Annotated in this window: 21 protein-coding genes and 1 pseudogene; 14 read left to right on the top strand and 8 right to left on the bottom strand. The window is 63.8% G+C overall.

Annotated elements, in window-relative coordinates; all coding sequences use genetic code 11:
* The first annotated feature begins 7 nt into the window (after positions 1-7).
* The 3 genes from BLU88_RS06480 to BLU88_RS06470 all read left to right on the top strand — a co-directional run bounded on the left by BLU88_RS06480 (position 8) and on the right by BLU88_RS06470 (position 6369).
* The gene (locus tag BLU88_RS06480) at positions 8-232 is read left to right on the top strand and encodes a hypothetical protein (protein WP_092011463.1); all 225 of its coding nucleotides are present in this window, start codon (positions 8-10) and stop codon (positions 230-232) included.
* A 519-nt stretch (positions 233-751) separates the two neighbouring features.
* A complete protein-coding gene (locus BLU88_RS06475) occupies positions 752-3586 on the top strand; it encodes a choice-of-anchor G family protein (RefSeq protein ID WP_157689008.1) in 2835 nt (944 codons plus the stop codon).
* Between the two features lie 566 nt (positions 3587-4152).
* Positions 4153-6369 carry a choice-of-anchor G family protein gene (locus tag BLU88_RS06470; RefSeq protein ID WP_157689006.1) on the top strand — a complete coding sequence of 739 codons (2217 nt, stop codon included), beginning with the start codon at positions 4153-4155 and terminating at the stop codon, positions 6367-6369.
* A 141-nt stretch (positions 6370-6510) separates the two neighbouring features.
* On the opposite strand, the gene BLU88_RS06465 is transcribed toward BLU88_RS06470, so the two are convergent.
* From BLU88_RS06465 to BLU88_RS06455, 3 genes are all read right to left on the bottom strand, one after another.
* The gene (locus BLU88_RS06465; RefSeq protein ID WP_092011454.1) at positions 6511-8040 is read right to left on the bottom strand and encodes a deoxyguanosinetriphosphate triphosphohydrolase family protein; all 1530 of its coding nucleotides are present in this window, start codon (positions 8038-8040) and stop codon (positions 6511-6513) included.
* 104 nt (positions 8041-8144) lie between these two features.
* Positions 8145-9011 (bottom strand): IS3 family transposase, encoded by an 867-nt coding sequence (locus BLU88_RS06460; RefSeq protein ID WP_231939705.1) that lies wholly within the window; start codon positions 9009-9011, stop codon positions 8145-8147.
* A gap of 8 nt (positions 9012-9019) precedes the next feature.
* Complete coding sequence (locus BLU88_RS06455) at positions 9020-9589, bottom strand: helix-turn-helix domain-containing protein (RefSeq protein WP_092009028.1); 570 nt, start codon at positions 9587-9589, stop codon at positions 9020-9022.
* A gap of 157 nt (positions 9590-9746) precedes the next feature.
* On the opposite strand from BLU88_RS06455, the gene BLU88_RS06450 reads away from it, so the two are divergent.
* Positions 9747-9926: a hypothetical protein gene (locus BLU88_RS06450; RefSeq protein ID WP_092011451.1), complete on the top strand. Its 180-nt coding sequence runs from the start codon at positions 9747-9749 to the stop codon at positions 9924-9926.
* Between the two features lie 7 nt (positions 9927-9933).
* Here the strand turns inward: BLU88_RS06450 and BLU88_RS06445 are convergent, their stop codons facing one another.
* A complete protein-coding gene (locus BLU88_RS06445; RefSeq protein WP_331712464.1) occupies positions 9934-10683 on the bottom strand; it encodes an aminoacyl-tRNA hydrolase in 750 nt (249 codons plus the stop codon).
* 242 nt (positions 10684-10925) lie between these two features.
* On the opposite strand from BLU88_RS06445, the gene BLU88_RS06440 reads away from it, so the two are divergent.
* The 6 genes from BLU88_RS06440 (at position 10926) to BLU88_RS18370 (ending at position 17763) form a co-directional block, all read left to right on the top strand.
* Positions 10926-11999, top strand: coding sequence for an alpha/beta hydrolase fold domain-containing protein (locus BLU88_RS06440; protein WP_231939647.1), 1074 nt, complete (start codon positions 10926-10928; stop codon positions 11997-11999).
* A gap of 106 nt (positions 12000-12105) precedes the next feature.
* Positions 12106-13263: a phosphatase PAP2 family protein gene (locus BLU88_RS06435; RefSeq protein WP_167356875.1), complete on the top strand. Its 1158-nt coding sequence runs from the start codon at positions 12106-12108 to the stop codon at positions 13261-13263.
* 197 nt (positions 13264-13460) lie between these two features.
* Entirely contained in the window at positions 13461-15245 is a 1785-nt protein-coding gene (locus tag BLU88_RS06430) for a DEAD/DEAH box helicase (RefSeq protein ID WP_092011448.1), read from the top strand.
* A gap of 415 nt (positions 15246-15660) precedes the next feature.
* Positions 15661-15798: a hypothetical protein gene (locus BLU88_RS18585; RefSeq protein WP_231939646.1), complete on the top strand. Its 138-nt coding sequence runs from the start codon at positions 15661-15663 to the stop codon at positions 15796-15798.
* Between the two features lie 13 nt (positions 15799-15811).
* Positions 15812-17278 carry a cryptochrome/photolyase family protein gene (locus tag BLU88_RS06420; protein ID WP_092011445.1) on the top strand — a complete coding sequence of 489 codons (1467 nt, stop codon included), beginning with the start codon at positions 15812-15814 and terminating at the stop codon, positions 17276-17278.
* Between the two features lie 5 nt (positions 17279-17283).
* A complete protein-coding gene (locus tag BLU88_RS18370; RefSeq protein ID WP_197678201.1) occupies positions 17284-17763 on the top strand; it encodes a Rossmann-fold NAD(P)-binding domain-containing protein in 480 nt (159 codons plus the stop codon).
* On the opposite strand, the gene BLU88_RS18580 is transcribed toward BLU88_RS18370, so the two are convergent.
* A complete protein-coding gene (locus BLU88_RS18580; RefSeq protein ID WP_231939645.1) occupies positions 17687-17854 on the bottom strand; it encodes a GPGG-motif small membrane protein in 168 nt (55 codons plus the stop codon). The two genes, BLU88_RS18370 and BLU88_RS18580, sit on opposite strands and share 77 nt — an antisense overlap.
* Before the next feature lie 185 nt (positions 17855-18039).
* Between BLU88_RS18580 and BLU88_RS06410 the strand changes: the two genes are divergently transcribed.
* The 4 genes from BLU88_RS06410 to BLU88_RS06390 all read left to right on the top strand — a co-directional run bounded on the left by BLU88_RS06410 (position 18040) and on the right by BLU88_RS06390 (position 22228).
* Positions 18040-18750, top strand: coding sequence for a GntR family transcriptional regulator (locus tag BLU88_RS06410; protein ID WP_167356874.1), 711 nt, complete (start codon positions 18040-18042; stop codon positions 18748-18750).
* Positions 18751-18932: 182 nt separating this feature from the next.
* On the top strand, positions 18933-20222 hold the full coding sequence (gene lhgO / locus BLU88_RS06405) for an L-2-hydroxyglutarate oxidase (RefSeq protein ID WP_092011436.1): 1290 nt from the start codon (positions 18933-18935) through the stop codon (positions 20220-20222).
* Between the two features lie 5 nt (positions 20223-20227).
* Positions 20228-21571 carry an MFS transporter gene (locus BLU88_RS06400; protein WP_092011433.1) on the top strand — a complete coding sequence of 448 codons (1344 nt, stop codon included), beginning with the start codon at positions 20228-20230 and terminating at the stop codon, positions 21569-21571.
* A 426-nt stretch (positions 21572-21997) separates the two neighbouring features.
* Positions 21998-22228, top strand: a complete 231-nt coding sequence (locus BLU88_RS06390; RefSeq protein ID WP_157689004.1) for a hypothetical protein — start codon at positions 21998-22000, stop codon at positions 22226-22228.
* 94 nt (positions 22229-22322) lie between these two features.
* On the opposite strand, the pseudogene BLU88_RS06385 reads toward BLU88_RS06390, so the two are convergent.
* The 3 genes and pseudogenes from BLU88_RS06385 to BLU88_RS06375 form a co-directional block, all read right to left on the bottom strand.
* Positions 22323-24100, bottom strand: a pseudogene (locus BLU88_RS06385) (ABC transporter ATP-binding protein).
* Positions 24100-25017: an ABC transporter permease gene (locus BLU88_RS06380; protein WP_092011425.1), complete on the bottom strand. Its 918-nt coding sequence runs from the start codon at positions 25015-25017 to the stop codon at positions 24100-24102. Before BLU88_RS06380 ends, BLU88_RS06385 begins: the two are co-directional and overlap by 1 nt.
* Entirely contained in the window at positions 25014-25967 is a 954-nt protein-coding gene (locus BLU88_RS06375; RefSeq protein ID WP_092011422.1) for an ABC transporter permease, read from the bottom strand. The genes BLU88_RS06380 and BLU88_RS06375 overlap by 4 nt, the downstream gene beginning before the upstream one ends.

Raw genomic sequence — 25967 nt, 5'->3', positions numbered from 1 at the left:
CGTCCCAATGGCGGCGTCGTTATGGTGGCCACATGCCGAACACGGCTTCATCGCCTCCGACGCCGTCGATCACATGGTCATCTCGACCGAGGCGACCGTGGCGTCGATGCGCAGCACGCATCACGAGGTCGACTCAGCGGACTCATCGATCGCCGACATCGACCACAGCTGCATCGCCCGATTCGAGCAGCAGGCCTGGTTCATCAGCGCCGAGACTCGCGCACCCAGGTGAGTCGCTGCGGCTGAGCAGGCGCTCGGGACCATCGAGCTGGTCGGCCCCGCCCGGAGCCGAAAGTGAGACCATCTACGTCCGTTCAGATTCGCACGTCCATCGAGTCGGGCGACGTCGGTGCCATGGTGCCCCATCCCCACCACGGAGATCGTGATGTTGCTGATCACTGAATGGTCACAGCTTGCCGATGGCTGCATCTCTAACCGTGACAATCGAGCACGATCGCAATAGTCTAACTATGGCTGTAACGCTTTCGAACAGAAGGACTCGCGCGGGACCTGCAGATGCCCCACCTGCGCATTCATCGGCTAACGCAATCACGATGCCCACTTCGGCAGACACCCACGTCGCCATCCCGAACTTACCTGAATGTAACTATAACGACGCTGTAACTTTTCTTGTGATTTGCTGGTTACTTTTTGATTACTCCGTAATGTTGTGAGGGATCTGCCAGGAAACTGCCCGTTTCCGTCCAGGCCACGCTTGGAAATGATCAGGATCCGAACGATGTGGAGAACCATGAAAAAATTGAGAGGCCGGTCCGGAACCGGTCGGAAGATCGCGGTGGGGTCTGTCGCCGCGGCGACAGCAGTGGGTCTGACACTGCTGACGACCTCGCCCGGTACCGCTGATGAACAGAATCCGAACGAAGATTCAGAAGCCTATGGGCAGCTGATCGATGCCGACATTCTGACGGCTGATGCGATTGATGCCCTCTCCGCCTACAGCAGCTCTCCGTCCAGCACGGAGGAGGACAGCACTCCGATCAACGCCGAAGTGCTCCAAGCCATCGGAGTCGAACTCCCCGGAATCGGCATCCCGCTCATCAGCAACGAGGGCGGCGACGGTCTGCTCGAACTCGGCGAAGCTGGAGCGCTCAATGCTTATGGGCACGCTCCTGCCTACAATGACGCCACGGCCAGTGCCGGCGCAGTCGGAGCAGACGGCGGGCTCAATCTCGATGACATCAACAACGGTGAGTACGGCAATGCCAAGGTCGACCTGACCTCGGTCCTCGGCCAGCTCAACCTCGATGGCGTCACCGACCAGATCGTCGATGAACTCAGCCTCGAACTCGGCGCGATCGCCTCGACTGCCAACAGCAACGGCGAAGCCGATGACTCCGAGTACGCCGTCGCCGATGGCATCCTCACGGTCTCGAGCCCTGCAGTGGGCGACCTCTCGGGTGCTCTCAATGAGGTCGTCGATGGCGCAGGCGGCACCCTCGAAGAGGTCATCGGTAAAGAAGGTCTGGCCAATGACCTGGCCGGTATCGGGCTGAATCTGGACGTCGGGCTCGCCTCGGTCAATATCGGTGGAGACAACACCCAGGTGTCCGTCGAAGTCCGAGATGCGCTCAACAGCGTCGTCGAGAACGTCGTCAACGAGGCACTTGAAGACCAAGCTGGGATCGTTTCGATCGACCTCGCCAATGGCGACATCAAGATCGACCTCGCGAAGATCGTCAAGGGCGGCGACGCCTCTGACCTCAACGGCCTCGACCCGAACACCCAGGTACTCACCTCGGACACGATCTCGAAGATCACCGATGCCGTGGCCGATGCCCTCGGCGCTCTCTCCGGAAAGGTCAACGAGACCCTCACGGACGCACTCAATAACGTGCACCTCGTCATCGAGCTCCCAGCGAGCATTTCTGCCCTCGGCATCCCTGCCGTCGACGGCAAGGTCACTGTGGACGCAACACTCGGTCAGCTGGCCGGCACGGATGACACCGACCCGACAGTGACCACCGATCTCTCGATCGCTGGGGTCCCTGTCGGCAATGTGCTCAATGCCATCACTCAGCCGGTAATCAACGCTGTCCTCGGCATCACCAAGCCGCTCATCGGCGGAATCCTCGATTCCACGGCCGACGAAGTCGCTGGTGCTGTGACCGGTATCGTTGATCCGGTCCTGACCTCTCTCGACCCAGTCTTCAACGCGCTCAACCAGGTTGTCGATCTCACGATCAATGAGCAGCCGACCGCGAAGGATCCGGCAGAGGAGAGCCAGGTCAAGGGCAACAACGGACCCGGCTTCACCGTCAGCGCCGTGAGCCTGGAACTGCTTCCCGCAGCCGAGGCTATCGACATCAACCTCGCGTCGTCCTCGGTGCGTGCCACCGCTGAGGCTCCAGAGGAACCGGGCGATGACGATGTGAACACCAACGCAGCAGCTTCTGCCGCCGCATCGGCGACCGCTGATGACGACAGCAATGCCGGCGCCGAAGCCGCCGCAGAGGAGGCAGCACTCGCCGACGCAACGACGACGGCTTCCGCTGCCGCAGACGTCGACGCGACCGCAGCCGCCGAAACAGCAGCTGAGGCCGACGCTTCGGCAACCGCTTCAGCCGATGCGACGACCGAAACCAATGCTTCGGCAACGACCGCCGCTCAGGCAGCTGCCAACGCGGACAATACAGATGACACCAACGCTGAAGCATCAGCGGCTGCGGATGCAGACCCTGCCGCTTCAGCATCGGCCGCTTCGACGGCTGATTCGTCGGCGGCAGCATCTGAGAATGCCGCAGCAGATGCCGACGCTGATCCGACAGCAGAGGCAGCGGCGGACACCACCGCTGAGGCAGACGCGAACGTCAACGCAGCGGCATCGGCGACGGCCTCCGCCCGTGCCGACGAAGACGGAAACGCCGCAGCCGAAGCCGCAGCGCAGGAAGCGGCGCTGGCAGACGCGACGACAACCGCATCTGCCGCTGCTGATGCTTCCGCCGAAGCCGCAGCGGAATCCGCCGCGACCGAGGAAGCCACTGCAGATACATCCGCAGATGCGAGCTCGGATCCGAATGCGTCGGCCGAAACCGCTGCACAGGCTGCAGCCAACGCGGACAACTCGGATGACACCAATGGCGAGGCATCGGCAGCAGCCAATGCGAATGCCGGTGCGGCCGCCTCGGCAGCCTCGACCGCTGACTCGTCCTCCGAAGCATCGGCCGCAGCTGCCGCAGATGGCGACGAAGCCAACGCTTCGACCGACGGCGCCGGGGCGGAAGCCTCAGCATCCGAGGAAGCAAACGCTTCAGCCGACGGAGGCGCAGCCAGCGCCTCGGCAGACGGCGACGAAGCAGAAGCCAGCGCTTCGAGCGATTCCGAGAAGGCCGCCTCGGCGAACTCCTCGGCATCGTCGGACGCCGGATCGTCTGCCGACAGCGGATCGCATGCCGGTTCGAGCACTTCGGCTGGTTCGAGCACCAACGCCTCGGGCAATGCCGGTGGCGACCTGCCGCGGACGGGTGCCGAAGGCGTCCCGGCCATGGCCGGATTCGCCGCGCTGCTCATTGCCGGAGGTGCCGCAGCAGTGTGGGCAACCCGCCGCTACCGCGCCGGCAAGCACTGAAGGTGACCCGGCTCATTTACTGAGCTGACGCCACGATGGCGGGGTCGGAGCGAGAACTCCGACCCCGCCATTCGTCATTCATTCAGCCGACGACAGCTCGCTCAAGGCCATCGGACGCTCTCGCTACCGACGACACTGGTCCGCTACCGAATGCGCTCCTCAGACATTCGTTACCTATCGGTAATAAAGCAAAGCCCTATTGTCACATTTCCGTCATATTCTGTAATGTGATGAACCTCACACCTCAGTAAGATCTCCGGAGTGGTCGCGCACAGCCTTTCGCATACTGAGACCACAGCCGATCGACATGAACTCCCAGATCACGGAACTTCCGCTACGGCAAGCGAAAGCAAGCGATCCGCTTCCCGCTGTCCGCATGAACTGCAGTCCACTTACAATTCACCCTCTGCCAGCAGAATTCATGTCGTTATCTTTCCGTTATATTTTTGATTACTCTCGCATTATTCGTTCATGACTTTGTATGGTGTGTGACGTTCGACCAAAACAGCATGGGTACTTGCTGTGCGGACCGAACAGTCGACCGTCACGAACGAAAGTTGAGAAGTATGAATAAGCTCCGCAAAGGGCACATTCCCGTGCGCAGAGCCGCTATCGGCACCGCAGCAGCGGTAACTGCTCTGGGACTGACCGTTATGGCCACCTCGCCCGGTGCCGCAGCAGTCAACCCCGATCCGAACGAAGATGCCGAGGCACTGGGTCAGCTCGTACAGTCCGACCTCCTCGACGAGCAGCTAGTCGATGCAGCGGGCGCGTACAGCAGCTCACCCAGCAACCCCGAAGAAGCGAAGACTCCGCTCAACGCCGAGGCCCTCAACGCCATTGACCTCGATCTCGGCGATGGAGTCTCCCTGCCGGTCGTCAGCCAGCCCGGTGGTGCAGGCCTCCTCGAACTCGGCGAAGCCGGTGCCCTCAATGCCTACGGCAATGCTCCGTCCGCAGACAACGCGAAGGCCAGCGCAGGTGCCGTCGGCGAGGACGGCGCACTCAACCTCGATGACATCAACAAAGGTGCTTACGGCAACGCCAAGGTCGACCTCACACAGGTCCTCTCGCAGGCCGGAATCGACGGCGCCACCGATAAGATCGTCGACGAGCTCTCGCTCGAGCTCGGCGCTGTCGCCTCAACCGCAGAAGCCAAGGGCTCCGACGAACCGACGTCCGAATACGCCGTGGCTGACGGCATTCTGACCGTTTCCAGTCCTGCAGTCGGTGACCTCTCCGACTCCCTCAACGAGGCTGTCGACGGCACCGGCGGAACGCTCGAAGACGTCATCGCCAAGGAAGGCCTGGCCGACAAGCTGGGTAAGGCCGGCATCAACGTCAAGACCGGCCTCGCCGACATCGAACTCGGCGGCGAGAACACCACCGTCAATGTCGAGGCGCAGGACGCGCTCAACAGCGTCGTCGAGAACGTCGTCAACGAGAAGCTTGCGGACAAGTCAGGCATCGTCTCGATCGATCTGAAGAACGGTGACGTCAAGATCGATCTCGCCAAGATCGTCAAGGGCGAGAACGGCGAGGACCTCAACGGTCTCGACCCCAACACCCAGGTGCTGACCTCCGAGACCATCGGAAAGATCACCGACGCGGTTGCCGATGCTCTCGGCAGCCTCTCCGGCAAGGTCAACGAGACCCTCAAGGACGCCCTCAACGATGTCCGCGTCGAGGTCTCCCTGCCCGCCAAGGCCACGGCAGCGGGAATTCCCGCCGCCGACGGCACCGTCAACATCGACGCCACCCTGGGCCAGCTCGCTGGCACCGGTGAAGGCGACCCGAAGGTCACCACCGACCTCAAGCTCGCAGGAATCGACGTCGGAGACTTGCTCAACTCAATCACCGGACCGCTGCTCGAGCAGCTGACCGCAGTGACCAAGCCCCTGATCGGCTCGATCCTCGATGCCACGGCCGACGAGGTCTCCGGCAAGGTGACCGAGATCGTCGATCCGCTGCTGTCTGACCTCGACCCGGTCTTCGAAGGGCTCAACCAGGTTGTCGATCTGACGATCAATGAGCAGCCGACGAAGAAGGACCCCGCTGAGGACAGCAATGTCAAGGGAACCGACGCCGACGGCTTCACCGTCAACGCGGTCAGCCTCGAGCTCCTCCCGAATGCCGGTGGCGCGCAGGCACAGGCTTCGAATGCCGTTGCCGATATCAACTTGGCTTCTTCCTCGGTCCGGGCGACTGCAGCGGACGAAGCTCCCGGCGACGACTCAGCGTCCGCTGATGCTGATGACTCCGCTTCCGCAACGGCCGACGCTGACGATTCGGCCTCGGCGACCGCCGATGCCGACGATTCGGCATCAGCCACCGCAGAAGCGAACGATTCCGCCTCGACAACGGCTGATGCCAACGACGCGGCGTCCGCAACCGCCGATGCCGATGATGCCGCTTCCGCAACGGCGAATGCTGATGACTCGGCTTCGGCCAACGACGCGGCCAACGCGACCGCCGACGCCGACGATTCCGCTTCGGTGACCGCTGATGCCGACGACTCGGCATCTGCGACGAACGACGCCGACTCCTCCGCTGCCAGCAACGATGAGGCCTCCGCCTCGGCGAATGCCAGCACGAACGCGAACGCCAGCAGCAATGCACAGGCTGACAGCACAGCTGATGCCGGAGCTGCCGCTGACGCGGGCGGCGACCTGCCTCGCACCGGTGCCAACGGCACCATGGCGATCGGAGGGCTTGCCGCGCTCCTCATCGCCGGTGGCGCAGTTGCGATCTACCTGACGCGACGTCACCGTGCAGGTCTCTGAGACCTGAGCGCGTGAACGCCGAAACGGCGGGGTCGGAGTGAGAACTCCGTCCCCGCCGTTTGCATGCCTGCCGTTGGCATTGCCGTCGACTTCGCGGCGAAGGTCGATTTCGCGTCAACGGTGGCTGGAGACGTTCGCGCCCTACAGCCCGCGCCCGGCCTCCCACGGCTCGTCGGAGGCGCCGGTGATCAATGCATTGACCGACATGGCCTGCGCATCGGTGAACGAGGCTACGTAATCGACCACTGCACGTGCCCGACCACGCCGCACGATGCCAGCCGCGCCTTCCTCCCCCAACGCAGCAGGGTTACGCGCGTACAGGTCTGAGTACTCCTGCGTGGCCGCTTCGACGGAGTCGACGAGTCGCCGGGGAATCCGCGTCGCCTCATCCGGATCGAGCAGCCACTCGTGGAAGCCTTCGACGAGCGACGCGATGATCCGCGTCTGCCCACGCTGATACACGGCCAGGTCAGACCGTTCGAGGACGAATCGCGAATGCACGAATTTGAGCACCACGACGTCGTGCCACGCCTCCTGGCTCAGTCGCACATGACCGCTGCGGATATGGGGATCCGGGTCGACGACGATCGAGGCCTGCAATCGGTCGATCCACCGCCGGGTGAACCCCGTGACCGCCCGGTCGGCTTCCAGTCCCCCGTCGTAGGGAACCGCGAGCAGTCCCTCGACGAGATCCCGGTTCACCCGCTCCACCGCCTCCCGGAACGCCTCCTCGGACGCGATCCACGGGTCCTTCTCCCGCGTATGCCGCCGGATCGCCTCGAGCGCATGCCCGGGCCGCCGCCGATCCAATTCCGTGGAATCGAGTGCCGCCAACTCCCGATGATCGCGCAGCCAACGACCGAGCTCGGCGGACACAGCCGTGTACTGCAGCACGTTCGACCGATAGAAATCGTCCAGGTCGTGCACCGCGTAGGCAATATCGTCGGCGACGTCCATGACCGCGCACTCGAGCGTCTGCTGATATTTTCCTATCGCCGGGAACGCCGAGAGGACGTCCGCCATCTCTTCGACCTCGGTGGCGTAGGCGGAGAACTTCATCGCTCCCTCACTGACATCATCACCGACCCCGCGCGGCATCCGTGCCGCCGACGATGCCCGATCGCCGGACCATTCCCCGCGCTCCCACGGATACTTGAGCACCGCGGCCCGAATCGCCCGGGTGAGGTTGAGCCCCCGCGCCGTAGCCTCGCAGCTGTCGAGGGCGGTGAGAATCCGAAACGTCTGAGCGTTGCCCTCGAACCCGTCGTTGAGGCGCAGCATCGTCCGCGACACCCGGTCGAGTTCTTTCTCGCCGAGGTGGCCGAACGGTGGGTGCCCCAGATCGTGGGCGGCCGCGGCCGCCTGCACGACAACAGGATCACACCCGCCGAGGCGGCTGACCGTGTCCCGGGTCGCTTCGTCCGCGTTGTTCAACGTGATAGCGATCGACCGGGCCACCGCGGAGACCTTGAGCGAATGGGTCAGCCGGTTGTGGATGACGGTGCCGGACCCGGCCTGCGGAATGACCTGGGTGACCGAGGCCAGGCGGGAGAAGAACGGGGAGAACCGGATCCGTTCGATATCGACGCGGAACTCGTCCTCTCCGGGGCGGGCCTCCTCGGCGACATTGCGATCGCGACCTCCGGTGGTGTGAAATCTCTGGCGTTCCATGAACTCAGACTACCGATTCCGGCCCCCACAGATCCCCCTTGCTACCTGACGGGGGCCCAGCAACCTGGCGTGGAGTGGTCCCCAATAGTTGGACTGCTGTGGGGTCAGCATAGAGCGGTTACGGCCTCTGTGGCATTGGCGGTCTTGGTCCGATACTCCATCGGAGCAAGACCGCCAAGTCGTGTCGAGATCCTCTCAAAGTTATACCAGTGAATGTACTCATCGATCGCGGTCTTGAGGTCCTCGACAGTGTCGAACTTCTGCAGATAGAACATTTCAGACTTCAATTGCCCGAAGAAGTTCTCCGCGACCGCGTTATCCCAACAATTTCCCTTCCGCGACATCGACGGGCGTGCACCATACTCGGCCAAGATCGCCGCCCACGACACGTGCTGGTACTGAAACCCCTGGTCCGTGTGCACCAACGGTGCCTGACCCGGCCGAAGCCCCTGGCATGCCCTGATCAGTGACTCGTTCGTCAACGCCGTGTTCGGTGACGTCGACATCGAGTACGACACCACACTGGTATCGAAGAGATCAATGACCGGTGACAGATACAGTTTCTGATCCGCCACAGCGAATTCCGTGACGTCAGAGACCCATTTCTCATTCGGTTCCTCAGCAGTGAAGTCCCGGTTGAGGACATTGCCAGCCACACGGCCGACCGTGCCGCGGTGGGAGTTGTACCGCTTCCGGCGCACCTTGGTCTTGATCCCCATGTCCTGCATCAACCGCAGCACGGTCTTCTTCGCAATCGACAGGCCCTCTTTGACCAAGACAGTCATAATCTTGCGGTGCCCGTAGCGTTCGTTGCTGTCGGTGAAGATCTCCCGGATCCGGGCCCTCACCTGCACATACGGGTCAGGTCTCTGACCGAAGCGTTTCTGGTGATAGAAAAACGTCGACCGCGCCAACCCCGCAATGCTCAGCAGCAGTGACAGTGGGTAGTCCGCCTTGAGACTGGCAACAATGCGTGCTTTTACAGCTGCCCGTTCTGCCTCAAGGCCTTCAGTTTTTTTAAGTACGCGTTCTCCGCTTCCGCCCGCAGCAGCCGGTCTTGTAACTGCCGGTACTCGGCCAGGCTGATGTCCTCGACCCGAGTCTTCTTCGCCATCACATCCGGCTTCGACGGTGCCGGGTCGGCATCCGGGTCCTGCCCGTGATCGATCGCGCGCATGCGAGCTGTTTTGCCCTTCCCCGATGCTTTGCGTGGGGTGAAAGCGTCCTCGCCCTTGTCTCGGTATTCCTTGACCCAGTCGAGGATCGGTCGCGATGATGCCAGGCCGAGTTCCTTGGCGAGTTCGACTTTGTGTTCACCGTCGAGGTATCGCTTCGCGGTCGCGATCTTCTGCTCTGCTGGTATGCGCCGGGGCTGGTGGGGTTCCATGACCGATATTGTTCCACGCACTAACCACCGGTCGTGGAGGAGTTTGAGTGTGGGTTTGTGGACGTCGAGCTTCGTGGCTGTCGCAGCGTATCCGTAGCCGTGGTCGAACAGTTCGATCGCGGCACGGGCTTGGACGTTGGTGATCAGACAGTCCTTGCGCATGGAGTAGTCCCTTCAAGTTGGTTTGTGTTGATCACAGTCCAACTTTCGGGGACCACTCCAGCGCGAGGTTGCTGGGCCCCCGTCAGGTAGCAAGGGGGATCGTTGAGACTCTTGTCGCACTGACGTATGGTCAGAATACCTATAGGAGGTGGTCACAATGACCGGAGTCAATGAAGATTTCTACCAGCCCCAAACCAATCCCGGCGACATCATCGAAGTCGAGGACGAAGAGACCGGTGAGATGGTCAAACACATGATCTACCTCGACGAGTTCGGCAACGGGACGAAGACGCGTCCGTTGACTGAAGAGGAACTCAAGGACCTCGACGAGGCCTGACTCGCCCTCACCAGCGGGCGCGGACGGTCTCCGTAGGTCCGTCGACTTCGGTGAAGCCGGCGTCGACGACGCTGATCTGCTGTTCGTTCGCTGCCCACGATTTCCGGCTCGCCGTGATCACGCGCAGGCTGAACCCCGACTCACGCCAACGGTTCCGCACATCGTCGGGCATCTGCTCGAATGCCAGCTGCGCGGCATGACCGCATTGCGCGGCGGCCTTTCCGGTCGTCAGTGTCAACTCGGGTGAGAGTTCGATCGCCACGACCGCCTCGGCGGCGGGCACGGAGCCCTCCCCCTCATCAGGGAATTCGGTGCCACCGACCTGGAGCTTCTTCAGCTCGTGCGGCAGAGGCTCGACGGGGCCCGGAGCGAAGACGAGCGCCTCGGCGGGAGCGAAATCATCCGTGCCGCCGAAGGTCACGCTCACGCATCCAAGGGCGCGTGCGTCTTCGAGCTTCTTGCCGTCCCCTCGGCGCACGACCTTGCGGATGGCTCCGTCACGCCAGTATTCGACAGCTTCATTCCATTCCCCACCCGGCTGAGAGCGCGGATCGTCGAGGAAGGTGACGACGGCGCGGGCAGTGGCTTCGAGAACGTCGATGTGGCGGGCAATGGCGGTCTTGGACCGGCGCACGACAATCGGCAGAGACCACGGGATATCGTGGTCGGTTTCGTGTCGGCGCATGTGTTCGGTGCGCAGATTCTCTGTCGGCACATCGTCTGGCTGCGGAGTCACGGGCTGCGTGCTGTCGGTCAAGGTTTCGCTCCTGCAATGTCTGTGGCCATGAGGTCCATGAGTGCTTGCCCCTCGGGGGTACGGGGCCGCCGTTGCCGCAGTCCCATAGTCATAACAGTCGTGACCGTCGGATATTCCGCGAGACCCCAGGCTGATATCGGTCGAACCGCGAGCCGCACCTCAACAACCACCGTCCCCGCCGCGCTCCGGCCAGGTGGCCTCGCTACGCTTGGAAGCATTGCCGACAACCAAGAATGAGGCCGATGATTCCCAACGTCACTGTCGATCCCGAACTCACCGAGGCGCTGCTCGCCACCATTCATGCCGACATCGTGACCGCGATGTCGCCCCAGATGCGCGAAGTCATGGCCATTCAGGCCACCCGGGCCGACGAGTGCCGCCGAGCCGGTGAGGATTTCGCCGCTGCCTTAGGTGGCCTCTCCCCTGCCGCTCGTACCCTGGCAGCCAAACGCGCCGAATACCGGGCCGAACGCGCACTGTGGAATGAGGGCGGCCCGACCATGGCCCACACAGATGATCACCACATCCGTGCCGCCGGAGTCGACGTCCCGATTCGCATCCATCGCCCCACCGCCGAGGCGGTTCTTCCCGGTCTCGTGTTCCTCCACGGCGGCGGGTTCACCGTCGGTGACCTCGACACCCATGATCGGATCATGCGGGTTATCGCATCCGTCGGAGGGTTCGCCGTCATCGGCGTCGACTATTCGCTGTCCCCGGAAGTGAAGTTCCCGCAGGCTCTGCACGAATGCGCCGGAATCGTCGACCACCTCACCCGCCACGGTCGCGACTTCGACATCGACGGTTCACGGCTTGCCATCGCCGGGGATTCAGCCGGTGCCGCGCTCACCCTGGGTGCGGCACTCCTGCTGCGAGATGAGCCGCAGACGATCGACGCACACCCAGACGCATTCGATTCCCTCCGTGCACTCCTGCCCATCTACGGTGCGCACGGACTGGCCGACTCCGCCAGCCGCCGCCTCTTCGGCGGAGACTGGGACGGCATGGGAGCCAACGACCTCAACAACTTCATGGGCGGCTACTTCCCCACCCCCGCAGACGAGCAGTCCCCGTACGCCGCACATCTGACCGCCGACCTCTCCGGTCTGCCACCGGTGTTCGTCGCGGCCGCCGGACTCGACCCACTGCGCGATGACAGCCGGGCGCTGGCCAGGATGCTCCAGCGCGCAGGCAACGACGTCCGCTTTGAGGAATACCCACATGTGCTCCACTCGTTCCTCCACTTCGGCCGCATCCTCGACGACGCGAACACAGCGCTTCACAATGCCGCCGAGTTCGCGGCACGCCGTTTGAACTGATTTCGACACTCGCCTGCCGCGCCAGCGCGGACGAGGCGCGCTTCCGGTCAGCCGGCTCCTAGGAAAATCCGAAGATGTGCTAAAAGTGAATTACTACGGTGTTCCGATGACCAGATTGCGACGTTGGCCCTACACCTTTGCCCTGGCGCTCGCCCTCCTCATCGGAGCGGTCGCCATGTTCTCCTCCGTCTACCTCGATCTCCCGCTGCGGGACCCTGATGGATTCCTCGGTCCCTCGTACATCCGCCTGCCCTTGCTGGCTCTCGGATTCATCGGCGGAGGTCTGGTCGTGGAAGCGGTGAGGCGCAATGGGTGGCGGAACCTGCCGACGACCATCGCCGACACCGCCCGGAAGGAGTGGAACACCCACCGGCTTCTGTGCATCGGCGCCGGACTGCTGAGCTTCTACATCTGCTACGTCGCCTACCGCAATCTCAAGAGCGTCCTGCCGGTGTACCGCGAAGGCACTCTCTTCGACCGGCAGCTGTTCCAACTCGACAACTGGCTCAGCGGCGGACACACACCGTCGGTGTTCCTGCACGATCTCCTCGGCACCGGCATTGCGGCGAACATTCTCTCCATCGCCTACCTCGCCTACCTTCCGGCCATCCCGATCACCCTCGGCGCGTTCCTCGTTCTCAATCGCAACCACCGAATCGGCGCCTGGTTCGCGACCATGCTGAGCCTCAATTGGGTTCTCGGCACGATCAGCTACTACTTCCTGCCCTCGGTCGGACCGGTATTCAGCCACCCCGACGCCTTCCGTGCGCTTCCGGACACCGGAGTCAGTCAACTCCAGGAGTCCCTCATCGATACACGGCTCGACTACCTCAGCAACCCCATCGGCAGTGACTCCATCCAGGGCGTCGCCGCGTTCGCTTCGCTCCACGTCTCGGTGACCTTTGCCGCCGCTCTCTTCATGACACTGACGAAGCAGAAGCGCGTCGTCCAGACGATCACGTGGGTCTTCTTCGGCGTGACCGTCGTCGCCACGCTCTACTTCGGATGGCACTACATCCTCGACGACATCGCCGGGATCGGCATCGGATGGGCCTCGGTGACGATCGGTGCATGGGCCACCGGGCAGCGCAGACCACGCCGTAGGCCGACCGTGCCCGTACTTGCACATACGGATTCGACAGTGGCCGACACCGTGCCGAGCTCTGTGCCCGACACCGAGGCGACCACCCTCGGATCGCTCGACGCTGTCCCGGACACCCCTTCGGAGCTGTCAGCTGACGAGCACCTCGAGCGTCCGGCATAGGCCTGTCGGGGTCGGGCACCCCAGCTGCGGATTCTGCTCGCGAGACTGCCGACGTTATACTGAAAGCACTTGCGAACCCGTTTTCGGGTTCCCTGCGTCGTCAGGACGCCTCGTCTCTGCAGCTGGGTGAACAACCCGCGCATGTTTTGCGAAGCCGTTTTCTCTCGGCGATCGAGAGCGCCGACAGCGCTCATTCCATGACCGGAAACGGCTGCCTGCCACCTATTCACGGCACCGGCACGCCCACCGGCACGTCGAAGGGCCACCCCATCAGTACTTCACAGACACGCTCCAATCCCCGCAGCAACCGCAACCGCGGCAGCAGCAACCGAAACTCCGGCAACACCAACTCAAACAGCACCGGCGGCAATCGCGCGAAGAAAGCCGCCTCGGCACCGACGTCGTTCGCCGAGCTTGGTGTTCCCGCTAAAATCGTCGACTCCCTCGACCGCGAAGGCAAGACCCAGGCCTTCCCCATCCAGCAGGACACACTGCCCGACACCCTGGCCGGTCGCGATGTGCTCGGCCGCGGAAAGACCGGGTCGGGCAAGACCCTCGCTTTCTCCATCCCGCTCGTCGCCCGCCTGGCCGAATCCGGCCAGCGCTCCCAGAAGTTCCGTCACCCGCGCGGACTCGTGCTCGCTCCCACCCGTGAGCTCGCCACACAGATCACCGAGGTCATCGACCCGTTGGCCAAGGCCGTGGGCTTGAGGACGACGACGATCTTCGGCGGCGTCAAGCAGCGCCGACAGGAGAACGCACTCGACTCCGGCGTCGACATCGTCGTGGCCTGCCCCGGCCGCCTCGAGGACCTGCTCCAGCAGGACATCCTCACGCTCGAGAACATCGAAGTCACCATCCTCGACGAGGCCGATCACATGGCTGACCTGGGCTTCCTGCCCGGTGTCACCCGCATCCTCAAGCAGACGCCGTCCGAAGGGCAGCGGATGTTCTTCTCCGCCACTTTGGACAACGACGTCGACAAGCTCGTCCGTCGCTTCCTCCACAACGAGATCCTGCACTCCGTCGATGAGGCGACCTCCCACGTGTCCGCGATGACTCACCACGTGTTCGAGGTGTCGAACGACGACAAGAACGAACTCGTGCACACGCTCGCCTCCGGCACAGGACGGCGCATCCTCTTCACCCGCACAAAGCATCGGGCCAAGCGGTTCGCCCGCCAGCTCACCGCTGCCGGCATCCCAGCCGTCGACCTGCACGGCAACCTGTCCCAAGGTGCCCGCGACCGCAACCTCGCCGCGTTCACCAACGGTGAGGCGAAGGTGCTCGTCGCCACGGACATCGCGGCCCGCGGCGTCCACGTCGACTCCGTCGAACTCGTCGTCCACGTCGATCCCCCGACCGAGCACAAGGCCTACCTGCACCGCTCAGGCCGAACCGCGCGCGCAGGAAGTGCCGGCGACGTTGTCACGATCATGACCCCTGACCAGCGCAAAGACACTCAGGTCCTGTTCCGCAAGGCCGCCATCAAGGCCACCCCGAAGAAGGTCACCGCCGAATCCCCCGAGGTGACCGAGCTCGTCGGTGAGATCGCCGAGTATGTCGCCCCACAGCCGAAAGAACCCGTTCAGCCGCGGAAGAAGACCGAACCGGCGAAGTCCGGTGGTCGCCCGTCCCGTCGCCGAGGCGGTCGTGGCCGACGCGGCGGAGGCACGGGACGCAGCGTTTCAGGCTCCGACGCGTCCGGTCAGGGCCGTGCGAACTCCCGCGGAAACGGCGGCGAGCGCAGCGCCGGTTCGGCCTCCAACGCCCGAGGCAATGGTTCCGGCCGCAGCGTGGCAGGCAACCACCGCCGCGAGTCCGCTCGCGGCAGCCGCTCCGGCGGTCAGGGTTCCGCGGCACGCTCCGGTCAGCCGGCCAATCGCCGGTCGTCGGATTCGCGCGGCACGAGCCCGGAGACCCGCCGTCGCAATCGCGTGCGCACCGGAGGTTCCGAACAGGTCTACTCGACCAGCAGCTGACATCCGCACAAGCAATGACTCTCCGCGGATAGTACACCCGGGTGTACTATCCGCGGAGAGTTATACTTCTACGTTCGACGGGCGGGGACCAGTAGGATTGCGGCATGGAGCCAGCGGATGCTGCGGGTCCTCACGATCCGATCACAGAGAATATGTACACCGGATCGCAGAACAGCTTTCCCGGCGACCTCATCGACTCCTCAGATCTCTCGAAGGCCGACCGCGAGCAGATCACCCAGCTGATAAACGCGCTTGCCCGACTCCGCGAGGTCGAACGCGCCCTGTCCGAAGCTTCACGCAGATACATGGAACTCAGCGAACAGGACATGCGTGCTCTGCACTATCTCATCGCAGCGATCGCCGGGCATACGCCATCGAAGTCGCCGAGGAGACGGCGCTCTCGGCACGAGAGACCGTGGGACGCGCCCAGTCCAGGCGCATCTATGCCGCCGCCCACCTCACCAGCCGAGAACGCGATGCCGTCATCCGCTTCCTCGACGGCATGTCCGAAGAGCTGTCTTTGAGCAGCGCCGACTGGGCGAAGAAACTGTGACCGGAGGTCCCCGATGAACCACGACGGTGAACACCTCACCCTCGTCTGGTTCCGCGACGACCTGCGCGTCGACGATCACGAGGCTCTGACCGCCGCCCGCACCGAGGGTCGAGCGATCGGTCTCTGGATCAGGGAATCCCGCGGCGAGAACGGCCTCGGCCCACGCCAGTTGGGCGGGGCGGCCCGCTGGTGGACGCACGAGTCGCTGCGCGTCCTGGAGACCGAACTTGCACGACTCGGCATCCCGCTGCTCTTCGCAGCAGGCTCCGCTGCCGACATCGTCCCGCAGGCGGCCGCGGACCTGAAAGTCGATGCCGTTCGCTGGTCGCGCCGCTATGCTCCGGCCGCACGTCGCCTCGACGAGCAGATCAAGACGGACCTGGCTGAGGCCGGGCGTGAAGTGCACTCCCATACCGGAGCGCTGCTCGTCGAACCCTGGACGGTCAGCCCGCAGGGCGGAGACTTCTACAAGGTGTTCACTCCGTACTTCAACGCCGTGCGCGATCGCAGCGTCGGCGACGTCCTCCCTGCACCGCAGAAACAGAACTCCCTGACCAAGGCCGACCGACAGACCCTCGACTGGCACTCCTGGGTGCGCGATCTTAACGGCCTCGGCCTCCTCGACGGTACCGACACGGGCTCGGACAGCTTCGCCTCAGCGAGGACCCCTCAGTGGTGGCGGACGACCGTGGCCGAGCACTGGAACCCCGGGTGCCGAGAGGCGGCCCGTGAGCTCGCAGATCTGAGCGAAGGGGTCGACGGCTACGCCGATTCGCATGATGTCCCCGCCGATCCTGACAGCACGTCCGGGCTGTCGCCGCGACTGCGCTTCGGCGAACTCTCCCCACGGCAGCTGCTGGCCGCGGCCCTCAACCTACCGGAGTTGAGTGATGATGACCGGCATGCCTGGATCCGGCAGCTCTATTGGCGGGAGTTCTCCTGGCACCTGACCTACCATCTGCCGCACGTCGAGTCCGAGCCGGTGCGACCGGAGTTCGCACGTTTCCCCTACGAGGACGACCCCGAGGCGCTCAGGCATTGGCACGACGGTACGACCGGTATTCCGCTCGTCGATGCGGGCATGGCTCAGCTGTGGCAGACAGGGTGGATGCACAATCGGGTGCGGATGGCCGCCGCGAGCTTCCTGACGAAGAATCTCCTCATCCCCTGGTGGCACGGCGAGCAGTGGTTCTGGGACACGCTCGTCGATGCCGATGAAGCCAACAATCCCGTGTCGTGGCAATGGGTGGCCGGGTGCGGCGCCGATGCGGCCCCGTATTTCCGGATCTTCAACCCCGAACGTCAGCGTGAGCGCTTCGACCCGAACAGCGAATACGTGAGCAGGTGGCTCGGTCACGGACCGGGCGGGGTCTCTCAGGCGGAACGTTCACACGGGGTATGTGAGCCGATCGTCGATCTCAAGGCATCACGTGAGGCGGCATTGGCCGCCTATGACCGGATGAAAAGCGAGGCGGAATGAGCACGATGAGGGTACGAAGGGTTCTCCTCGCCGGGTGCGGCGACCTGGGCACGCGGCTGGGCCTGAGACTGGACGACCAGGGACACGAAGTGATCGGACTGCGCCGCCGGATCGACGGACTGCCCGACGTCTTCGAGACCATCAGAATAGACCTCTCCCCGACCGGAGCCCCCGGACGCAGACGCGCAGAGTACCCGGCCGACGGGGATCCGCGATTGGCGGATCTCGACGCCGTCGTCATCACCCTCACTCCTGACGAGCCGAGTCGGGCCGGATACGAACGGTCCTACCTCGACGGGCTGCAGGGGCTTGCCCGTGTTCACCGAGACGACCTCGTTCACGGCCTCGAGCGCTTGGCCCTTGACCCGGAACCGCCGGACCTCGTCCACGCCGTCGATTCCCAGCCTGTCAGCTTCGCGGACCGGCTGGAGGACCGCCTAAGAAGGCCGTCAGCACTGGACCGACGATGCAGGCGGCGACAATGAGGACGACACCCCATTTATACTCCTTCCGGAACAGAGCGAGGATGCCTGACAGCGCCAGAATTCCGGCAATCACCCATAGGACGATGAGCATGATCCCCTCCTTCGCTCCCTGAGGTCGTACGCGTCGCTCGTCGACTCGTCCGACCTCGCGGTTATTCTCATCGTGGCACGGCCGACTACCCCTGACAACGGATGAAGACGAGTGCGGGATGTCTGAAACTCACCTCCCGCCACCGCCCGCACCACTGGCCTGCGCCGACATGGCAGAATCGAAGCATGCCGATCGTCAACCGTGGGCCGACACTGACTCAACAGACCACAGAACGGCTGCGTCAGGCCATCGTCGATGGCGAATTGCCCCCTGGGAGCCTCCACTCGGCCGCTGCACTCGGCGAGTGGCTCGGCGTCTCGCGCACTCCGGTGCGAGAAGCAACAGCCGAGCTTGCCCGTCTCGGCCTGGTGAGCATCGAGCCCAATCGCGGCATTCGCATCCTCGAGACCGACATCGACTCCCTCATCGACGGCTTCGAACTGCGGATGATCATCGAAGTCCCGCTTGCCCGCAAAGCCGCACTGAGCGACGACTCCGAGGCGCGGAAGAACCTCGACGACCAATTCGGCCGGTTCAGAAACGCCGCCGACACCGATGACACCGAGGCGACGCTCAGAGCCGACCGCGACTTCCATTCCGCAGTGCTGCAGATGGCCGGCAACGCCCGCGCCGCCGAGGTTCTCCACGAGCAGCGCAACATCGTCCTCCAAACCGGGGTGGGCACTGTCCCGTCGTCCCGCTCGTGCCAGGAGTGCTTCGCCGATCACGTCGACATCTTCGAGGCGATCATGCAGCGAGAACCCGACGCGGCCGCAGCGGCCATGCGTCGCCACATCTTCAACACCGCCGAGATCCTCATCAGCCAGGAGACCCGCCGGCGGCCCGAATTTGGTACCCGCGATCTGCACACCAGGCTCGCCTGGATCATCGGCTGAATGCCTCGCACCCGCAGGCGACTTCAGATTCGCGGGCATTTCCGCTCGGCCACCTACGACAGATAGACGTCGGAGCATAGCCATCCACTGAGTTGCATGCTACATGCAAGCTGTTAAGCTACACGTGATGCTCATGTGGTGCGGCTCTCCCCGCACTGCCCCACAATGCGAACGGATTGGCAATGTCTCAACACAATCAGCGCACAGGTCGGTCGTTCGCGGTCATCGGCGCGGGGATCAACGGGGCCGCGGTCGCCCGCGAGATCACCCGGCGCCACCCCGACGCTGCAGTGACCATCTTCGAGAAAGCCGATCGGGTGGCCGCGCACCAGTCCGGCCACAATTCCGGCGTCGTCCACGCCGGCCTCTACTATGAGCCCGGCAGCCTCAAAGCACGACTGTGTCGCCGCGGAGTCACACTTCTGCGTGACTACGCCGAAGCCAATGACCTCCCTTTTGACGAATGCGGCAAGATCGTCGTCGCACTTCAGCAGGACGAGGAAGAGCGGCTGCGCGCCATCTTCGAACGAGCAGTCGCCAACGGGGTGCCGGACGTCGAGCTCATCGGTCCCGAGCAGATCCGGGAGATCGAACCCAATTCCGTCGGTCGTCTCGCCCTGTATTCGCCGCACACGGCGATCACCGATTATGCAGCGATCGCCCGCTCGTTCGTCGAAGATGTCCGCAACAGCGGTGGCACGGTCCGCCTTAATTCCGAAGTGGTCGACATCAAGGTCCGGCCCCACGGGTGCACTATCACCTCGACCGACAACTCGGACCGCCGAGGCGGCACCTCGGAACGGGAGGAATCGTTCGATTTCGTCATAGCCTGTGCTGGGCTGCAGTCCGATCGGGTCGCGAAGTTGGCCGGCGGCGCCTCCCACCCGACGATTGTGCCGTTCTTCGGGCAATACTCACAGTTGGCCCCTGAGCACCGCACCATTCTCAACGGCCTCGTCTACCCCGTGCCCGATCCGGCCTACCCCTTCTTGGGCGTGCACCTGACCAAACGCGTCGATGGGGAGATGCTCGTCGGCCCTAACGCATTCCTCTCTTTCGGACGAGAGAACTACGCGGGTTGGAAGTTCGGGGTGAAAGACAGCCTCCGGGTAGCCGCCACTCCTGCCTTCTGGAAGTTCGCCGCTGGAAACGTGAAAGCGGCCGTGCATGAGTTCGCCGCTGTGCTCTCACGGAAGAAGTTCCTCTCCGGGGCGGCCGAATACGTACCCTCTCTGCGAGGCGCCGTCTCGAAGCCCATCACCCGAGGCATCCGCGCCCAGGCCATGGACGCCGACGGTGGGCTCATCGACGACTTCGTCATCGAACAGCAGGGCCGCGCCACACTTATCCGAAATGCACCGTCGCCGGGGGCCACCTCATCGATGGCGATCGCCGAGCACATCCTCGACGTCGTCACCGACGCCCACGGCCTCGATTCCTCATCACAGACCACCGCACAGAAGGACGATTGACCCTCATGACCACTCTTCGCAACGAGGCGAACAGCAATCCGCGCCGCTTCCTCAGCGAAAGCCCTCAGGACGAGAAGAAGCGTCTGCGAAAAGTCGCCGTAGCCACGATCGTCGGCACCACAGTCGAATGGTTCGACTTCTACCTTTACGCCACGATGGCATCGATCGTATTCGGCACGATCTTCTTCCCTGAAGGGGACAGCCAAGTTGCCACTCTCTCGGCTTTCGCCACTTTCGCCGTCGGATTCATCGCTCGCCCCATCGGAGGCATCGTCTTCGGCCACCTCGGAGACCGCCTGGGCCGGAAGAAGGTGCTTGTCATCACCTTCGCCCTCATGGGTATTTCGACCTTCTGCATCGGCCTTCTCCCCACCTACGCAGCCATCGGCACGTGGGCGCCGATCCTTCTCGTCACACTGCGGGTGTTCCAAGGCATGGGAGCCGGAGCCGAATACGCCTCCGCTGCTGTCAATTCCTACGAGCACGCTCAGGCCGGTCGTCGAGGACGTCAGGGGGCCTGGCCGGCGCTGGGCCTCAACATCGGCCTCGTGCTGTCCTCAGCCACGATCTTCCTCCTCACACTCAACGGAGACGAGTTCCTCATGAACGGTGGTTGGCGGATTCCGTTCATCATCTCCGTCTCCCTCGTGGGCGTCGGCATGTGGATCCGCTCCTCGTTGCCCGAGTCCCCGGAGTTCGAGCAGAAAGTCGAGAACGAGGAGAAGGCGAAGCCGAAATTCTCCGATGTCTTCGTCCATCATTGGCGGCCGCTGCTCGTGGTCTTCGTCATCGCCATCGGATACAACGCACTCAGTTACATCTTCAAGACGTTCTCACTGGCCTACCTCGACGAATTTCAGGACGTGTCCGCCAATGTCACTTCCGGGGCCGTGATGGTCGCAGGTCTCGTGGCCATCGTCACCGTCCCGCTGTTCGGTGAGGCCTGCGATCGGTTCGGCTCGAAGTTGGTGATCATGGGCGGCGGTGCGCTGTCGATGGTGTTCGCCTTCGTCTTCCTCGCCCTATTGCAGAACTCGAGCACGCTCCTGGTCTATGTGGCAATCGCGATCGGAACCGGCGTGCTGGCCCCGATGATGTTCTCTGCCCAGGGTTCGTTCCTCTCACGGCAGTTCCCACCGGAATCGCGGTCGGCCGGAGTCGGCACAGCGCGTGAGATCGGTACGGCCGTCGCAGGTGGGCTGGCACCGCTCGGTGCCCTGTCGCTGGTTGTGTCATCGCCGACGAACTCCACTGTCGGAGTCGGCTGGGTGCTCGTGACTGCGGGTCTGCTGGTCGTCATCGGAGCACTGTTCGATCAGGGCAAGCACTACACCACAGAAAGAAACTAGCAGCACCGCAGGTGAACACCTCACGGACGCGGACGTCGAATTCTCGAGGTCCGCGTCTGCTGCCTGTGAGTCGCTTCCGGTCGCCGTGGAGCAGAATCTCCGGTTGTCCTCGAGGATCACAGTGATGTTCAGGCAGATCGCGCGCTGGGAACGCTTCCTCCTCTCACTCACCCACCAGTTCATTCTCGTGTTGCCGCGACGCGTAATTCGTGCCCGATTTTTCGGCAGCATCCTCTTCAGCTGCCTCGGTGACCTTGGTCGGATCCTTCTCTTAGTCACTGTCAACGCTCATGGCGGAGTTCCTTTCTCCAAGTGTCAGGAATCTATGCCGTCTCTGTTTCAGACGACTCGAAAGGGGTGCCACTAAGCAGCGGGTACCGCATAGACTGATCATCCATCAGCGTTCTCCAGCGAAAGGTGACCACCGTGTCGACCGAAGACAACAGCACCGACGGCAGCTCGGCAGGCAATATGCGCAAGGCCACGGAGAATCTCGACCACGAGGCCGGAGGCGCACCGTCATCCGAGTACCTCGATAAGGTCAATCCTGACGACTTCGGCCGCAAGGACGGGACCGGCGAGGACGAGGACCGCGACGAGGATGCCGCCTCCGACGATGAGGCATCGGCGAAGGGTTCTCCCTCGACTGATCACTGACTGCCTGCAGAGCCTGTTCCGCTCACGACACAGTGTGGGGCGGATAGCACCAGTTCGAACTGGTGCTATCCGCCCCACACTGTACCCCCGGCCCTCAGAACTTCGGCACGTCGGCGATCAGCGCCCGCGTGTATTCGTGCGACGGGTCCTCCAGCACCGAGGCCGTCGGACCGTAGTCCACGATCTTGCCCTTGTTGAGCACCGCGAGGTTATCAGCGATATGCCGTGACAGCGCGATATTGTGCGTGACGAATAGCATCGCCAGCTGCCGTTCCTCCCGCAGTCTCCGCAGCAACGCGACGATCGAGGCCTGCACACTGACGTCGAGCGCCGAGGTGATCTCATCACAGACCATCACGGACGGTGCATTGACCAGCGCACGCGCGATCGCCGCCCTCTGCCGCTCACCACCGGAGAGGTCACCGGGACGGCGATGATAGAACGTCCGTCCCAGCCGCACGGAATCCAGCGCCTCCTCGACGGTGGCTTTCCGGCTCGCGGCCGTTCCCTGACCGCTCATCTCCAAGGGCACCGTCAGCGACTGACCGATGGACCGCCGCGGGTTGAGAGATGAGAACGGCGACTGGAACACGTACTGGATGCCCACGCGCTGTTCGTTCGTGCGTTTGCGCGTCGACCGTGCCAGCTCCGTCCCACGCAGCTTCACCGAGCCCTTGTAGTCGTCATTGAGCCCGGCCACGCACTGCGACAGGGTCGTCTTGCCCGACCCGGATTCACCGAGCAGCATCGTGCACTCCCCCGGCTCCAGGATCAGGTTGATCCCGTCGAGGATCTGCGCCTTCCCGTAGGCGAGTGCCACGTCCTTGACCTCGAGCAGAGGCACGTTCGCCGAGGCGGCCCGGCCGTCCCCGTCCCCCGCCAAGGCGGCTGCCCCGTCGGTTCCGGTCCGATCTGAGTCCGCATCGCCAGGCTTCTCCCCCGCCGACTCGAGGATATGTGTCTTCTCATCGACATCGGCAACGGCTTTCGCCTCCGCGGCCCCGTCACCGATCGTCTTCCGTCCGGCAAGATCGGGCACGGCGGCCATGAGCATCTTCGTGTACTCATGCTGCGGACATTCGAGCACTGCCGACACCGGCCCCTCTTCGACGAGGTCGCCGCGCAGCATCACAGCCACCCGGTCGGAGATGTCTTTGATCACCGCGAGGTCGTGAGTGATGTAGAGACCGGCGACGTTGTTCGCCACTGTCATCTGCCGGATCGTGTCGAGCACGACCGACTGCGTGGACACGTCCAGGCCGGTCGTCGGTTCGTCGAGGATGAGCACATCGGGGTACATGGCGAAGGCCATGGCAATGCCGATGCGCTGCTGCTGACCGCCGGAGAGCTGGTGCGGCCAGCGCTTCTGATACGTCTTGTCCCCGGGCAGTCCGACGTCGACGAGCACCTCGGCGACGCGATCGGCCCGCTCATTCTCCGAGGAGCCGAAGCCGTGGATGTCGAGGACCTCCCGGATCTGCTCGCCTACGCGCATGGCCGGGTTGAGCGAGAGCGCGGGGTCCTGGGGATGTACGCGATCCGGGATCCGCGCAGATCGCGCAGGGCCACCTCGTCGAGGTCGCCGACCTCGAGGTGGGTGGCATCCCCGCGCGGCCAGATGCTCACGGATCCGGACCCGAACTTCAGGCCCTCCCGGAAGTGCCCCATGCAGGCCAGGCCGGCCGTCGTCTTTCCGGAACCGGACTCGCCGACGAGTCCGAGGATCTCTCCCCGGGCCAGGGCGAAGTCGACTCCGTGGAGGATCTCGTCCCCGGCGTTCGTCAGCACACGCAGGTCGCTGACACGCAGGACGATCTTCTCGTTCGGTTCATTCGCATCATCATGGCGAACGGTCTGTGTCTTCGGGCTCATCATGCCTCCACGGATGTTGATGCGGTGGCTCGGGCGAAAGAGTCCGCGAGCAGATTGGTGCCGATGGTCAGCAGCGCGATCGCGATGACCGGCAGCAGCACACCCCAGGGCTGGATGGACAGGGCGATGCGGTTCTCGTTGATCATCAGGCCCCAGTCGGACGCTGGGGGCTGGAGTCCGAGTCCGAGGAACGACAGCGACGCAATGTACCCGATCGAGTAGGTCAGGCGCAGGCCCGCCTCCACGCTCAGCGGCCCGGTGATGTTGGGCAGCAGCTCACGGATGAGCACCTTCCACCTGGGCATCGCATACATCTCCGCGGCCTTGATGTAGTCCTCGGTGATGACGCCCAGAGTCGCGGACCTCGCGACGCGGGCGATGCGTGGCGCGTGGGTGAGGCCGATGACGGTCACGAGCACCCACCCTTGCGGTCCGAGCACGGTGATCGCCAGGAGGGCGAACACGAGCTGTGGGATGGCGAGGAAGACATCGTTGATACGCATGATGACGGCGTCGAACGTGCCGCCGACGTAAGCGGCGAGCATGCCGATGATCGCACCGACGACCATGCCGAGCGCCGTGGCGAGCGCCGCGTAGACGATGAGCGTCAGTCCCCCGGCCAGGAACCGGGAGAGCACATCGCGGCCGAGGTTGTCCGAACCGAACAGACCATAGGGACTGAATGGTTTTGTGACGAACTCGGTGGAGGTGTTGCCGGTTGCCCAGGGCAGCAGCAGAGGACCGCACAGGGCCAGGACGACGATGATCAGCGTGATCGCCAGACCGATCTTGCCCTGCTTCTGGGCGAGCACACGCTTGTAGAAGGGAACATAGGTGGTGGCGGATTCCTTGGGCACCTCAGCGGCATCGGTGGCCGCGGACTTGAGGTCATCAAGGCTGTTGGCGTCGGTGCTCATGCTGCGCTCCTGAGTTTCGGGTTGGTGAGGATGCCGACGACATCGGCCGCCAGATTCACCACGACGTAGACTGCGGCGACGAGCATGGAGATCGCCTGGACGACCTGCACGTCACGGTAGGTCACCGCGTCGATGAGAGCTTGGCCGAGTCCTGGGTAGCGGAACAGGAACTCGACGACGACCACGCCGCCGGCCAACCAGGCCAGCTGGATCGCGACGACCTGGGCGACCGGTCCGAGAGCGTGGGGCACGGCGTGACGCATGATCACGCGCTTCTCCGGGACACCCTTGAGCCTAGCCATCTCAACGAATCCGGAATCGAGGACTTCGATCATCGTCGTCCGCATCATCCGCACGATGTAGGGGGTGACGACGAGGACGAGGGTCAGCGTCGGCAGGATGAGCTGCTCGGGCCGTTTCCACACCGGATCTCCCGGCGGGGCCAGGGTGACTGCCGGCAGAATCTGGAACACCGAGGTGGCGAAGAGAGCGACGAGGCCGATGCCGATGACGAACTCCGGCATCGACGCCAGCACCAGGGAGATTCCGGTCATTGTCTGATCGCGGCGCTTCCCGCGGTGAAGGGCCTGGTAGACGCCGAGCCCGATCCCCAAGGGCACGGAGATGATAGCCGCGATCGCCATGAGAATGAACGACGCCCCGAGGCGGTCCCCGAGCAGTTCGGAGACGGGGCCTCCCGACGCCGAGGAGGTTCCGAAGTCGCCCACGAAGAGTCCACCCAGCCAGTGAAGGTAGCGCAGCCAAGCCGGGTCGTTGAGTCCCAGCTGCTCGTTCAGGGCCGCGATGCGCTCCGGGGTGGCTTGCTGGCCGAGGATTGCCCGGGCGGCATCGCCGGGCAGCAGCAGGGTGGCGCCGAAGACCAGCAGGGACACGGCGAGGAGAATGAATGCGGAAAAGATCAGCCGCTTACCGATGACTTTGCCGAACAT

This window comes from Brevibacterium siliguriense, from assembly GCF_900105315.1.
Taxonomy (GTDB): domain Bacteria; phylum Actinomycetota; class Actinomycetes; order Actinomycetales; family Brevibacteriaceae; genus Brevibacterium; species Brevibacterium siliguriense.
The sequence above is the reverse complement of the archived record's forward strand: the minus strand, read 5'-3'. Positions and strand labels throughout refer to the sequence as shown.